Origin of the sequence: Streptomyces sp. NPDC051109 (assembly GCF_044455885.1) — a bacterium.
Lineage (GTDB): Bacteria > Actinomycetota > Actinomycetes > Streptomycetales > Streptomycetaceae > Streptomyces.
Genome location: NZ_JBITFF010000017.1, coordinates 43,009 through 56,097, shown reverse-complemented (window position 1 = coordinate 56,097; position 13,089 = coordinate 43,009). Strand labels below are relative to the sequence as shown.

Sequence of the window (13,089 nt, the reverse complement as noted above, 5' to 3'; positions counted from 1 at the left end):
TCACACTCCTGCGAGTCTCAGGGGCCGGCCCCGGGGGACCGGGCCGTTCTCGAACGTGCCGTGGAGCCGCCGCGCGAGGGCCACGGCCCCGTCCGCGTCGGCCGCCAGATGCGTGGTCGCCACCGGGCCGCGCAGCACCGTCACCGGGACGCCCGCGCCCACTCCGGGGGCCAGGCCCCGGCGGCGGTGGAACTCCGCGAGGTCCAGGAACCCGCCGACGGCCACGACCAGCGGGCCCTCGTCCAGCCGTACGGCGTCCGCGTTCGCCGCGCGCAGCGCCGCGTACGCCCGGTCGGCCTCGGCCTCGCCGGCGTACCGCAGGGCGGCCGAGCGCCGGTTGAGGACGACGGCCCGCACCGGCTCGCCCGCCGCGCCCACCCGGGTGCCGTGCGCGAACGGCGGCCGGCCGTGCCGCAGTACGAGCTCCACGCGGCACTTGCGGGCCATCTCGACGGCCCGCCGGTGGATCACCTTCGCGCCGTGCAGCGACAGCAGCGAGGCCGTGTCGTACGAGACCAGCGGCAGCAGCCGCGCCCCCGGCACCACGTGCGGGTCCGCGCTGTAGATGCCGTCCACGTCCGAGTGGATCTCGCACGTGCGCGCGCCGACGGCCGCGGCCACCGCCACCGCCGACAGGTCCGAGCTGTTCTTGCCGAGCCAGGTCGGCCGGCCCCGCGCGTCGACGGCCTGCCCGCCCGGTACGACCACCACCTCGTGGCCGGCCAGCGCCGCGGTCAGCGCCCCCGGGTCCGTGTGCACCAGCCGGGCCCTCGCGAACACCGAGTCCGAGACCAGGCCCAGCTGCTGCCCGGCCAGCACCGCCGAACCGATGCCCGCCCGGTGCAGGGCCGCGGCCAGCAGCTGGGCGCCCGCCGTGTCGGCCAGCGTCAGCAGCCCGGCCAGGGTCTCGTCCTCGGGATGCGGGTCGATGCCCAGCAGCCGCTCCCGCAGGGCCTCCGTCTCGCCCGGCCCCGCGCTCACCACCACGGCCAGGGGGCCGCGCTCCTCCCGCAGCCGGCGGCCGACCGCGTCCGCGACGCGCTCGTACCCGTCCGGCCCGGCGAAACTCGACCCGCCGAACTTCAGGACCCGCGCCCCGCTCACAGCGTGCCCCGGGCGAGGAGTTCCTCCGCGATCTGCACCGCGTTCAGTGCCGCGCCCACCCGCAGGTTGTCGGCGACCAGCCACAGCCAGAAGCCCCGCGGGTCGTTCGGCGAGACCCGGATCCGGCCCACGTGCACCCGGTCCGGGTCCTCCAGCGCTGCCGGCACCGGCGGCTGCGCCTGCGGCCCGTCGTACACGCTCACCTCGGGCAGCGCGTCGAGCAGCGCGACGAGTTCACCGCGCTCGACCTCGCCGGCGCACTCCACCCACACCGACTCCGAGTGCCCGTTGACCACCGGCACCCGTACGCAGGTCGCGGTCACGTCCAGCCCCGGCAGCCCCAGGATCCGCCGCGACTCGTGCAGCAGCTTCTCCTCCTCGCGGGTGAAGCCGCTCTCCAGCACCTCGTCGATCTGCGGCAGCACGTTGAACGCCAGCGAGGGGGTGAACCGCTTCGACAGCGGCTCGGCGCCCGGGTCCTGGAGCGCCAGCGCGCTGGCCTCCTGGAGCTCCTCGATCCCCGAGTGCCCCAGCCCCGACGCCGCCTGGTACGTGCTCACCACGACCCGGCGCAGCCCCCAGCGCCGGCCGACCGCGTCCAGCAGCCGTACCAGCGGGATGGTGGAGCAGTTGGGGTTGGCGACCGTACCGCTGTCCGGCCGGCGGTCCAGCTCCGCGCCGTTGACCTGCGGGACCACCAGCGGGGTCGCCGGGTCCATGCGGAAGGCGCGGGTGTTGTCGATGACGAGGGCGCCCGCGGCCGTGGCGAGCGGCACCCACCGCTCGCTGACCGCCGTACCGGCCGAGAAGAACGCCAGGTCCACGGAGCCGAAGTCGAACTCCTCCAGGTCCCGCACGGTGTAGTAGCGGCCGGCGACGCACACCTCCCGGCTGGCGGAGCGCGGCGAGGCCACCAGGTACAGCTCGCGGTAGGGCAGCCCCCGCTCCTCGAACAGCTCGACGAGGGTGCCGCCTACCGCGCCGGTCGCCCCGATGACGGCGATGCGGGGCGCTGAGGGGTCGCTGACGAGGGTCACACGAATCTCCGATCTCGATCGTTCAGTACAGGGGAACCGGGTAGTGCAGACCACCACCGGTCCACAGCTCGTTGAGGCCGCGCGGCACGTCCAGCCCGGAGGCCGGGCCGAGCGCGCGCTCGTACACGTCCGCGTAGGTGCCGACGGCGGCCAGGACCCGGGCTGCCCACCGCGGGTCCAGCCCGGCGGCCGGCCCGTGCCGGCCCGCCGCCCGGGCCACCCGCTCCAGGGCCGCGGCGCGGTTCCCCTCCCCGGGCCCGGCCTGCGCCACCTCGTGCTCGGCTGCGAGCAGCAGGTTCACCACCCACCGGCACAGGCGCAGCCAGCCCGGGTCGTCCTCGCGGACCGCCGCGGCCATCGGCTCGCGCGAGACGGTCTCCGCGAGGACCGTGTGCTCCGCGGGTACGGGAAGCAGCGCCCGCTGCCCGGCCAGCGCCACCCGGTCCAGCACCAGCGCGGCGCACCCGCCGTCGGCGTACCCGGCCAGCGCCGCCGCGGGCGTCGGGTACTCCCGTACGCGGACCACGAGGCCCCTCGGGCCGTACCAGGCCGCCAGGTTGGCGGCGCTCGTGGTGCCCGCCTGCACCGCGAGCTCGCGGCCCGCAAGATCGGCCGGGCCGGTGACCCCGTCCGCCGTGCGGACCAGGAAGCCCTCGCCGTCGTAGCAGGTCACCGCGGCGAACAGGACCGGCCAGGCCGCCTCGCGGCCCATCGTCCAGGTGGCGTTGGCCACCGTCAGCTCCGCGCCGCCCGCAGCGAGTACGGCGAGCCGGTCCGCAGGATCGGCGGGCACCCACTCCACCGCTTCGGCGTCGCCCAGCGCGGCCGCGGCCACCGCCCGGGCCACGTCCGTGTCCAGGCCCGACCACACGCCCCGCGCCGAGCGTGCCGACAGCCCCGGCACCCCGCGGCTGACCACCGCGCGCAGCGCCCCGTACGACCGCACGGCGGCCAGCGTCGGCCCGGCGGCGTCCCCGGAGCCCGCCCGGCCCGTCGCGGCCGCCCGGTGCGCGCTCATGCCGCCGCTCCGTCGCCCAGACGGCGGCCCAGCACGTCCTCCGCGTCGAAGCGGCGCGCGTGGAAACCCAGCATGTCCAGCAGCTGCCGGGAGCCGACCGCCGCGTCCGCGGCCGCGGACGCGCCGCCCCGGGCCCGCCGGGGGAGCGGGACGCGCCCCGGGTCCGCCCAGCGCAGCACCCCCCAGGGGTCCACCACGGCCCGCGCCCGGTTCGCGTTGTCCGGGTGCAGGCAGTACGGAACGTCCAGCAGCCCCGTCGCGAAGGACCGCACCAGGGCTTCGCCCACCGCCGGGGCCTGCTCCAGCACGCAGTCCACCAGCAGCGCGGCCTCCTCGTACACGCCGTACCGGCCCGGGACGGGCGCCGGCCGCAGCCGCGTGCGCGTACGGCCCCGCTCGTCGGCGGCCACGGCCGCGGCGAACTCCAGCGCGGCCACGTTCTCGTCCAGGGTCGGGATCCGGTGCGCCTCCGCGGGCGTCTTGACCACCAGCCGGGCGGCCCCGCCGCGCACCGCGAGGCGCGCGCTCTCCTCCAGGAGCCGGAAGGCGCCCGCCGCCGAGCGGGGGAAGACCCCCATGAACGTGTAGAGCACCACGTGCCAGTCCGGCCCACCGTCCGGGCCGCCGCCCAGCCGCTCCGCGGCGAGCCGGTGCAGCGCGGCGAGCGCCTCCAGGTCCTGCCCGGGGTGCGTCTGCTGGGCGTAGCTGAGGGACAGGGAGCGGACCCCGTGCTCGCGGAAGAACAGGGCCTCCAGCACGCTGAGCGCCACCAGCAGCGAGGGCGGGCACAGCTGGCCCAGCATGCCGCCGCCGAAGGTCTCCAGGTGCATCGGCTCCTCGCGCGCCGCGACCAGCTCGCAGCAGTGCGCCCAGGCGCGCACCGAGTCCCGCAGCGGTACCCGGCCGTAGGGCAGGCAGTACGAGACCGGGCCGCCCTCGGTGGCGTCCGCACCGGCCGCGCAGGCCGTCGCCACCAGCGGCCCGGCGAGCGCCGAGCCGTGCCGCACCTGGACCGGGAAGCTCGCCGAAGCCAGCCCCTCCAGTACCCCACGCGTACCCTCCGCCCCATGGGCCACGAGCGGGAAGCCGTTCAGCTCCGCCCCGGAGCGCAGCGCCTCCAGTGCCCGCGCGTACTCCCCGACCCGGGTGTAGCTGTCCACGGTGACGGTGCCCGCCGTGGGCGCCGCGACGTCACGGACCGCCCGCAGCCCCTCCCGCATCCGGCGCGCGCCGGCGAAGCCCATCCGCGGCTGCACGACCAGCGACCCGGACTCCCGGGCCCGTCGCACGTGCGCCGCGAACCGGCCCGTGCCGGCGGTGCCGGGCCCGCTCATGCGACCGGCTCCGCGGGCGCACGCCGGCGCGGGCGCAGCTCCCGGAGGAAGTCCGCGAACTCCTCCAGCCCGTGCTCGGATGCGAAGACGGCGTCGTAGCCCGCCGCCACCAGCGCGTCCACGTGGCTGTCCGCCGCCCCGTCCACGCCGAGCTTGCCGCCGATCACCGCGCGCAGCTCCGCCAGGTCCGGGTGCGCCCGCAGGGTCCGAACGAGCCGGGCCCCGTCCATGTGGCCGTGCCCGTTGACCGTGCTGACGACCAGGGCGTCCGGGCGCTCGCGCAGGCAGGCCCCGACGACCTCGTCGTCGGGCGGGCAGGCACCCAGGTTGACCACCTCGTGGCCGCGCTCCTCCAGCATCAGCTGGAGGAACACCAGGTTCCAGGTGTGCGCGTCGGACGAGACCCCGGAGACGACGAACTTCCCCGAGCGGCTGCGGTACTTCGGCATGGGACACCCCCGGGTGGCGGATCGGCGCAGGCGGTACACCGATCCTCGTGGCGCTGCCCGCGCCGATTCAACGCGCCGCCGATGGAGAACCGCTATCGCCGCCATCGAAGAATTCGATGTCCGAGGTCAGGAGGGGGGCCGCGGGGGCGATCGAAGAGGGCGATCGCCCGCATCGCCATTGCCGCACGCCCCGCGTTGACCGGGCCCCGGCGGCTGCACAAGGGTTTTCCCGCCGTCCCCGCGCCGCGGACGGCAGTCCCCTTGGAGCGTCAGGCATGAAGATCCTCGTCCTTCACCAACTGCCGTACCGCAAGGCCGGCTACGCACGGGCCATCGACCACCGCCGCCACGACGTGACCTATGCGGGACACGCCGACCGGCTGGCCGACCTGCCCGCCGGCCTGCCCGCCCGGCGGCTGCCCGTCCCGGCCGACGAGGACTTCGCCGCCGGCGTCATCGCCCGCACCTCACCCGCCGACGGCTACGAAGCGGTGCTGTCCCTCTCCGAGTTCGGCGTCCTCGCCGTCTGCCGGGTCCGCGGCCACCTCGGCCTGCCCGGACCCACCCCCGAGCAGGCCGAACTGGCCCACGACAAGGTCCGCATGAAGCAGGCGCTCGCCGGCTCCGGCATCCGCACCCCCCGCTTCGCGGCCGCGCCCGAGCAGGGCGCCCTGCTGCCCTGGTCCGGGGCCACCGTCCTCAAGCCGCGCCGCGGCACGTGCAGCGAGGGCGTCCGGGTGTTCCCCGGCGCCCGCCGCGCCCTGGCCGCGCACCGCGCGCTGGCCGAGCCGGCGCCGTACGAGCTGGAGGAGTACGTCGAGGGGGACATCCTGCACACCGACGGCCTCGTCCACGACGGGGTCCTCGTCCACAGCGTCACCAGCCGGTACGTGGGCAAGCCCGCCGACTACGCCGCCGGCAGCCCGCTCGGCTCCCACCAACTGCCCGCCGAGGAGCGGTACGAGGACCTCGCCCGCCGCACCGTCGCCGCCCTCGGCATCGACTGCGGCACCGTCCACCTCGAATTCTTCGAGACCCCGCGGGGGGAGCTCGTCTTCCTTGAGGTGGCCAACCGGATGGGCGGCGCCGGGGTCGTCGACGCCCACCTGCGGCACACCGGCATCCACCTGCCCTCCCACGAGATCGCCCTGCGGCTGGGCCTGCCGCGCCCCGCCCCCGACACCCCCAGCGGGCGCTACCACGGCTGGCTCGTCGTCCCCGGACACCACCTGCCCGCCGACCGCCCGCACACCGCGGCCCTCCCCGCGCACTTGCTGGACCACCCCTGCGCCGACCGGGTCCACACCCTCCCGCCCGGCACCCCGGCGGCCCGTCACATCACCTACCAGGAATGGCTCGTACCCCTGGCCGTCGAGGCCTCCCACCCCGACCCGGACGTCCTGCGCGCGTACCTCCACTCCTGCGCCGAGGCCGCCGCAACCCCCTCCGAGGAGGCCGCATGACCGCCCCCGCCGCGCCCCCCGCCGCGCCCGCCAGGCCCGCCCCGCCCGCCGCACCGGCACCCGCGGCGCGCGCCGCCGCGCCCCCCGCCCCCGCCGCGCCCGCCAGGCCCGCCGCGCCTGCTGCGCCTGTCGCGCCTGCTGCGCCTGCTGCGCCTGCCAGGCCCGCCCCGCCCGCCGCACCGGCGCCTGCCGCGCCTGCCGCGCCCGCGGCCCCTGCCGCGCCCGCCGCGCCCGCCGCACCGGCGCCTGCCGCGCCCGCGGCCCCTGCCGCGCCCGCCGCACCGGCGCCTGCCGCGCCTGCCGCGCCCCCCGCCCCTGCCGCGCCCGCCGCACCGGCGCCCGCCCCGCCCGCCGCACCGGCACCCGCGGCACCCGCGGTGCCCGCGGCGCGCGCCGCCGCGCCCGCCGCGGGCGGAAGCGGAGCCGGGCGGGCCGTGCGGTACTACCCGACCGACCTCCTGCTCGCACTGGAGGAGGCCGACCGGCCCGGATCCGGGCTCGACGCACTGCTCGACGCGCACGGACTGACGGCCCTGCGCCCGCTCTTCGGGGCCGGCGAGGAGTTCGCCGACGGGCTCGACGAGCTCCTCGGCGGCCTCGCCCAGTACCCCTGGCAGCCCCTCACCGACACCAACGACGTCGACGAGCTGCGGCCCGTCGGCGCGGTCGTCCTCGACGACGACCGGCCCGGGACCACCCTGCGCGGCCTCCTGCTCGCCTGGGCCACCGGCAACCACGTCACCGTGCGCACCGCGGACCCCGGCTTCTGGCAGGGGCTCACGGCCCTCCTGCGCCGCCCCGGACTGCCCCTGCCGGCCGCCGGCACCGCCCCCCGCGGCGCCCCCGCACACGCGCACGGCACCCCGCTGAGCGTGCCCGACCTGCTGCCCCTCGCCGCCCCCGCCGGGGACCCGGCCCGGTACGGTGCGCCCGGCTGGGACCCGGCCCTGTACGCCACCCCCGACACCGCCGGCCCCGACGCGCTGGAGACGCGGTTCCCGGCCGGCCGGCCGCTGCCCGGGCAGGACGCGTTCACCGCCGGAGTGCTGCGCGGCGACTGCCGCGCCACCTGGACCGCCGCCCTCAGCCGCCGCACCCGCCTGTACGGCACCACCCTCGCCGCCGCCCGCGCCGCCGAGGACCCGCGCCGCACCGGCCGACTCGACGCCCGGCTGCGCCACACCGCCGCCCGCGCCCGCAGGTCCCCGTACTACCGCGACCTGCCGCCCGTACGCACCCTGGACGACCTGCCCGGCCTGCCCGTCCTCGACAAGGCCGCCCTCGCCGCGCACTCGCTGCCCGAGGGCCGCGGCTTCGCCAGCGGCGCCCGCCCCACCGGCGAGGTGCTGCGCAGCGGCTCCACCACCGGCACGCCGCGCTACATCGTCTACGCCCGCACCGACTGGGACAACATGGTCCGCGAGGCCGTCCCGCTCTTCTACGCCATGGGGCTGGAGCCCGGCGACCGCCTCGTCAACACCCTCTTCGGCGGCGACCTCTACGGCGGACTGACCACGACGGTCACCGAGTTCAGCCGGATGCCGCTCGAATGCTGCACCACCGCCCAGGCCGCCACCCCCGAGTCCCTGCTGATGCTCGCCCGCAGCTTCGGCGCCAACGCCGTCATCGGCGTACCGACGCTGATCGTGCCGCTGCTGCGGGAGGCGTACCGGCAGGACCCGCTGCTGCGCATCGAGAAGGTCCTCTACCTCGGCACGGCCATGGGCCGCGCCGACCGCACCTGGCTGCGCGAGCACCTCGGCACCCGCATCGTCTCCAGCGTCCTCGCCGCCAACGACGGCGCCCAGCTCGGCTACCAGTGCGCCGCCCTCGACGGGATGCTCCACCACGTCAACGACGACTACAACTACATCGAGGTCGTCGACGACCAGGGGCGGCCCCTGCCCGACGGCACCGCGGGGGAGCTGCTCACCACGACCTTCCAGAAGGGCGAGGGACCGCTGATCCGCTACCGCATCGGCGACCGCGGCCGCTTCGTCCACCACGACTGCCCTTGCGGGATCTCCGGCCGCACCCTCGAATACCACGGCCGCTCCGACGGCGTCGTCCGCCTCATGGGCGCCGCGCTGCTGCACGCCGAACTCCTCGACGCCGTGTCCGGGTTCGGGGTGTCCGAACTCCAGGCCGAGATCACCTCGCGGGGAGGCCGCGACACCCTCACCCTGCGCACCGAGTCCCCGCGGCCGCTGCGCCCCGAGACCCTGCACGCCCACCTGGCCGACCGCTTCCCGCTCCTCGCCGGCACCCGGATCTACGCGGACGGCGCCGGTCCGGCCGACTTCCGCGTCGAATGCCACGCCCCCGGCGCCCTCGACCGCCACCCGGTCAGTGGCAAGATCCGCCCCGTCGTGGACCGGCGGGTGGACGCCTGATGCAGCGCGACCGCGCCGCCGCCCGGATCCCCGCCGAGATCCCCGACCGCACCCCCGACCGCATCGTCCCCACCCTGCTGTCCTCCATCGCCCTGCTGGGCATCGGCATGGGCGTCTACCTGCTCGCCCTCGGACAGCTCCTGTACGAGCTCACCGGCAGCCCGCAGGCCTTCGCGCTCGCCCTCACCCTGCAGGGCGCCGCCGCCGTCTGCGTCCTGCCCTTCTCCGGGCCCCTCGTCGACGCCCTCGACTCGCGGCGCGTGCACACTGCGTGCAGCATCGCCCGCGCCGCCACCGTCGCCGGGCTCGCCCTGGCCGGGCTGACCCGGCCGCCGGGCGCGGTGGCGCTGATCGCCGCCGGCGTCGTCCTGCTGGCCTTCGTGGACAACGTCCAGCGCGCCGCCCTGTTCAAGTACACCGCCTGGCACGTCGAGCCCGCCCGACGGGCCCGCCTCAACGCCCTCATCAACGTGGCCGTCCAGGTGGGGGCGCTGACCGGCATGGCCCTGCTCGGCCTGCTGCTCCTGTGGACCTCCCTGGCCACAGCCCTGCTGGCCGACACCGCCGTCGCCCTGGCCGTCGCCGCCCTCGTACGCGGCCTGCCGGCGACGGCCCCCGAACCGCGTGGTCCGGCCGCCGGGGTGCTGCGCACGGCGCTGCCGCTGGCCCTGCACGACTGGCGGGCCATGTTCCACCGCTACCGCGGCGACCTCGCGGTCCTCGGCGTGATCGTGCTGTGCGCCGCCGACTTCGTCTTCCAGTCCTGCGTGAGCACCCTGGTCGTCCCCCTGGTGGCGGAGCACTACGGAGGCCGGGGCCAGTACGTCTCCCTGCTGGAGGCGGTCTTCGCCCTCGGCATGATCGCCTCCTCCTTCTTCACCCGGCACACCCAGCGGGCCGCGCTGCTGCCGCTGTGGTGCGCCCTCCAGGCCGCGGCGGCCCTGGCGCTGGGCCTGTCCGCCGCGCCTGCCGTGCACCTGGCGGCCCTGCTCGCGGCCGGCTTCGCCAACCTCTCCGCCCTCACCTGGCTCCTGACGAGTCTGCAGAGCCGCGCGGGCGACGGGGAGAAGGCGAAGATGGCCAGCCTGCGCATGCTGTCGATCGGCGTGGCCACCACCGCGCTGATGCCCCTGGTCGGCCACTTCGCCGGGATCTCCCTCACCGCCGGCTTCATGGCCACGGCCGCCGTCATGCTGGCCTTCACGGCTCTGGCGGCCGCGACCACCGCCCCCCGCCACGCCCCCGGGAAAGCCGAAGCCGCAACGCCCGAGCCGGCGACGCGCTGACTGCCCGGGGCGCCGGGGCAACTCCCGTCCCCTCCTGACCCGAACCCCCGCCCTGCCGCGGCCGGCCCCACCGGGGACCCGGCCGCATCGGCATGTCCACGGCCGGCGCGGCGTCGGCCCGGCCATAGCGTTCACTCACCTCCAATGCAACGACTCGCTTAGCTGACGTTGCGTTACTCGCATATCCATTGCAACGATATTGCCTATGTGACCTCTGAGAATGTCAATTCAGTGCAACGAACTCATTGCGGGATCCCTGAACGCTACGTAGCTTTTCTTTCATCGGAAACGTCGAGTGAGAGCAACAGGAGCCCGTCATGCAGAAGTTCGACACCGCTGGCCCGATCGCCGTCGTTCTCGACGTCGCGGCGGGACGTGTCCAGGTGATCGCCGGCGACCGGGTGGATGCGGCCGTTGAGGTCCGGCCGGTCGATGGTGGGAGGAGCCGTGATGTGGAGGCGGCGGAGCTGACCGGGGTCGAGTTCGTCGAGGGTGTGCTGCGGATCGCGACTCCGGCGGTGAAGCGCCAGGTGTTGGGTGGTTCGGGTTCGGTCGAGGTGACGGTCCGGGTGCCGGCCGGTTCGCGTGTCGAGGCGAGGACGGCCGCTGTCGAGTTCCGCGGGGTCGGCCGGCTCGGCGCCGTCGTCTTCGAGGGTGCGCAGGGCGCGGTCAAGGTCGATGAGGCGCAGAGTGCCCGGATCGCCGTCCAGGCGGGTGACATCGTGGTCGGTCGTCTGGGTGGTCCGGCGGAGATCGGCACGCAGAAGGGCGATCTCCGGATCGGTGAGGCGGTGCGCGGTGCGGTCGTGCTGAGCACCGTGTCCGGTGACATCTCCATCGGTGCGGCCCGCGGGGTCTGCGCCTCGCTGGATGCCGGCACCTCGTACGGGCGGATCCACAACGCGCTCGGCACCACCGACGGCGCCGCCGCCGGCCTGAACATCCGGGCGACCACCGCCCACGGCGACATCACCGCCCGCAGCCTCTGACCCCTCCCCCCCCCGACAACCCCGAAGGACCACCACCGCCATGACGAAGAACCACCATTCCCCGACCGACGCGACCTCGACCTCGACCTCGACATGGACCGGCATGGTGCCGGTCGACGACACGGCCCTGGCCGTCACCGACACCGGCGGTCCCGGCATCCCCGTGGTCTACCTCAACGGCCAGTTCGCCACCCAGGGGTACTGGCGACGGGTCATCGACGAACTGGGCCCGGGCTGGCGGCACATCACCTACGACGAGCGGGCTCGCGGAAAGAAGTCGCGGCGTTCCGCGGACTACTCCTTCGAGGCCGCCGTCCGCGACGTCGACGCCGTTCTCGCGGCCAGGGGCGTCGACCGGGCGCTGGTGGTGGGCTGGTCCTACGGGGCGGTCGTCGGGGCGCACTGGGCCGCCCGGAACCCGGACCGCGCCATCGGCGCGGTCCTGGTCGACGGCGCGGCCCCGTACGACTGGCTCGACGACGCCATGGAGCAGCGGATCCGGAAGCTGTTCCGGCGGATCGGCTGGCTCACGCCGCTGCTGCGCCCGACGGGCCTGACCCCGCGGATGACCGCCGCGGAGCAGGCGGAGAGCAACATCGAACTCGGCAAGCTGTCCCGCGAGCGCGAGCTGGGCCCCGTGCTGGACGACATCACCGTCCCGGTGCGGTACGTCCTCGCCTCGGGAACCTCCTTCGGGAGCAAGGGCGAAGAGCAGGAGAAGATCCGCGCGGGCCTCGACCCGGTGTTCGCGCGCAACCCGAACATCCGGCTCGGCGCGAAGGTCGCCAGCAACCACGGCGCCATCCTGAGGAAGGACTTCCGGGCCGTCGCCGATTCCGTACGCGAGGTCGCCGCCCTCGGAGGCGGGAGCCACTGAAACCTCCCGCCGTGCGCCCCTCCGGTGTCCTCCCCCTCCAGGCCGCGGTCCAGGGGGCGGCCGCCCTCGCGCAGTACGCCGTGGACTGCGGAGCGCTGGACCTGCGGCTGCTCGGTCTCGGTCCCGGTCTCGGTCGGGAGCGTGCATGGGCCCACGCTGCACGAGGTCTGCCGCCGGGGACAGGTACGCAAGGGCAGCCCGTGGTGTCCGAACGGGAAGAGCGGGCCGAACGCCCTCCATGGGCCTCCGCTCTGAACGCGGCTCAGGCAGGGCTGTCCGAGGACGTTTCGGGTTTGGTGTGGAGGACCTCGCGGGCCTGGTCCGCCGCGCGGGCGATGCTCTCGGAGACGAAGTCGATGAAGCGGGCGATGTTCTCCAGGCGGGCGGCAGCGGGGGAGTCCGGACCGAGGACCGCGACACCCTGCCGCGCGATCTCGCCGAGGTGGGCGGTGGCGCGGGCGCTGGCCATCGTCGACTGGTACATCACGTCGTCGTCGACGACGTAGCGCTCGCGGCGGCGGTCGTCGCGCTCCCGTCGGATGAGCCCCTGGCTTTCGAGGAACGTGATCGCCTTGGAGATGGACGCCGGGCTGACCTGGAGGCTCGCGGCGAGCTCGGACGCGGTGAGACGGCCGGCGTCGGTGGTGTAGAGGCCGGCCAGCACCCGGGCCGTCATCTTGGGCAGACCCGATTGCATGAACACGGTGGCGAACACCTCCTCGTACTCGCGCACCGCCTCGGCGTCGCGACCGTGGGCGTGCGCCGCCGTCTCCGACCCCGGGAGCGCGGCCTTTCTGCGCCGGTGGGTGCGGCGTTCAGTCGCGCGGTGGGCCAGGTCGGCACGGTAGGCGGTGGGGCCGCCGTTGCGCATGACCTCGCGGGTGACCGTCGAGGTGGGGCGGTCGAGACGTCTGGCGATCTCCGCGTAGGCGAGCCCGTCGGCCACCCCCAGCGCGATCTGCTGGCGTTCCTGCTGGGTGAGTCTGCCTCCCGGCATCGCGATCTCCTTCCGCGTTTTCCCCGATGTCCCCAGCATAGCGTTCAGTCTCCTTCCAATGCAACGAATCGGGGGGCTGACGTTGCGTTAAAAGTGAATCCGTTGCAACGATGTTCCCGCTTCTACCTGCATAAATAGCAGT

Annotated in this window: 11 protein-coding genes; 5 read left to right on the top strand and 6 right to left on the bottom strand. The window is 75.4% G+C overall.

What is annotated here, in order from left to right; translation table 11 throughout:
* The 5 genes from ACIBAD_RS27365 to ACIBAD_RS27345 are packed head-to-tail and all read right to left on the bottom strand — an operon-like array spanning nt 1 to nt 4,942.
* On the bottom strand, nt 1–1,104 hold the full coding sequence (locus ACIBAD_RS27365; protein WP_398909110.1) for an aspartate kinase: 1,104 nt from the start codon (nt 1,102–1,104) through the stop codon (nt 1–3).
* Nucleotides 1,101–2,141, bottom strand: coding sequence for an aspartate-semialdehyde dehydrogenase (locus ACIBAD_RS27360; protein ID WP_398909108.1), 1,041 nt, complete (start codon nt 2,139–2,141; stop codon nt 1,101–1,103). Before ACIBAD_RS27360 ends, ACIBAD_RS27365 begins: the two co-directional genes overlap by 4 nt.
* A gap of 22 nt (nt 2,142–2,163) precedes the next feature.
* On the bottom strand, nt 2,164–3,159 hold the full coding sequence (locus ACIBAD_RS27355; RefSeq protein WP_398909105.1) for a transporter substrate-binding domain-containing protein: 996 nt from the start codon (nt 3,157–3,159) through the stop codon (nt 2,164–2,166).
* The gene (locus tag ACIBAD_RS27350; protein ID WP_398909103.1) at nt 3,156–4,493 is read right to left on the bottom strand and encodes a methylaspartate mutase; all 1,338 of its coding nucleotides are present in this window, start codon (nt 4,491–4,493) and stop codon (nt 3,156–3,158) included. Before ACIBAD_RS27350 ends, ACIBAD_RS27355 begins: the two co-directional genes overlap by 4 nt.
* Nucleotides 4,490–4,942, bottom strand: coding sequence for a cobalamin-dependent protein (locus ACIBAD_RS27345; RefSeq protein ID WP_119097987.1), 453 nt, complete (start codon nt 4,940–4,942; stop codon nt 4,490–4,492). The genes ACIBAD_RS27350 and ACIBAD_RS27345 overlap by 4 nt, the downstream gene beginning before the upstream one ends.
* A gap of 275 nt (nt 4,943–5,217) precedes the next feature.
* Between ACIBAD_RS27345 and ACIBAD_RS27340 the strand changes: the two genes are divergently transcribed.
* The 5 genes from ACIBAD_RS27340 (at nt 5,218) to ACIBAD_RS27320 (ending at nt 11,950) form a co-directional block, all read left to right on the top strand.
* Nucleotides 5,218–6,405: an acetyl-CoA carboxylase biotin carboxylase subunit family protein gene (locus ACIBAD_RS27340; RefSeq protein WP_398909100.1), complete on the top strand. Its 1,188-nt coding sequence runs from the start codon at nt 5,218–5,220 to the stop codon at nt 6,403–6,405.
* 434 nt (nt 6,406–6,839) lie between these two features.
* Nucleotides 6,840–8,798, top strand: coding sequence for a phenylacetate--CoA ligase family protein (locus ACIBAD_RS27335; protein WP_398909097.1), 1,959 nt, complete (start codon nt 6,840–6,842; stop codon nt 8,796–8,798).
* Entirely contained in the window at nt 8,798–10,084 is a 1,287-nt protein-coding gene (locus ACIBAD_RS27330) for an MFS transporter (RefSeq protein ID WP_398909095.1), read from the top strand. The genes ACIBAD_RS27335 and ACIBAD_RS27330 overlap by 1 nt, the downstream gene beginning before the upstream one ends.
* Before the next feature lie 317 nt (nt 10,085–10,401).
* The gene (locus ACIBAD_RS27325) at nt 10,402–11,073 is read left to right on the top strand and encodes a DUF4097 family beta strand repeat-containing protein (protein ID WP_398909094.1); all 672 of its coding nucleotides are present in this window, start codon (nt 10,402–10,404) and stop codon (nt 11,071–11,073) included.
* Nucleotides 11,074–11,113: 40 nt separating this feature from the next.
* Nucleotides 11,114–11,950, top strand: a complete 837-nt coding sequence (locus tag ACIBAD_RS27320) for an alpha/beta fold hydrolase (protein WP_398909092.1) — start codon at nt 11,114–11,116, stop codon at nt 11,948–11,950.
* A 262-nt stretch (nt 11,951–12,212) separates the two neighbouring features.
* On the opposite strand, the gene ACIBAD_RS27315 is transcribed toward ACIBAD_RS27320, so the two are convergent.
* On the bottom strand, nt 12,213–12,947 hold the full coding sequence (locus ACIBAD_RS27315) for a helix-turn-helix domain-containing protein (RefSeq protein WP_398909090.1): 735 nt from the start codon (nt 12,945–12,947) through the stop codon (nt 12,213–12,215).
* Between the last annotated feature and the right edge of the window lie 142 nt (nt 12,948–13,089).

Coding starts and splice junctions, on each gene's coding strand:
- ACIBAD_RS27355 (WP_398909105.1), bottom strand. CDS start 3,159: ATGAGCGCGCACCGGGCGGCCGCGACGGGCCGGGCGGGCTCCGGGGAC.
- ACIBAD_RS27350 (WP_398909103.1), bottom strand. CDS start 4,493: ATGAGCGGGCCCGGCACCGCCGGCACGGGCCGGTTCGCGGCGCACGTG.
- ACIBAD_RS27345 (WP_119097987.1), bottom strand. CDS start 4,942: ATGCCGAAGTACCGCAGCCGCTCGGGGAAGTTCGTCGTCTCCGGGGTC.
- ACIBAD_RS27340 (WP_398909100.1), top strand. CDS start 5,218: ATGAAGATCCTCGTCCTTCACCAACTGCCGTACCGCAAGGCCGGCTAC.
- ACIBAD_RS27330 (WP_398909095.1), top strand. CDS start 8,798: ATGCAGCGCGACCGCGCCGCCGCCCGGATCCCCGCCGAGATCCCCGAC.
- ACIBAD_RS27325 (WP_398909094.1), top strand. CDS start 10,402: ATGCAGAAGTTCGACACCGCTGGCCCGATCGCCGTCGTTCTCGACGTC.
- ACIBAD_RS27320 (WP_398909092.1), top strand. CDS start 11,114: ATGACGAAGAACCACCATTCCCCGACCGACGCGACCTCGACCTCGACC.
- ACIBAD_RS27315 (WP_398909090.1), bottom strand. CDS start 12,947: ATGCCGGGAGGCAGACTCACCCAGCAGGAACGCCAGCAGATCGCGCTG.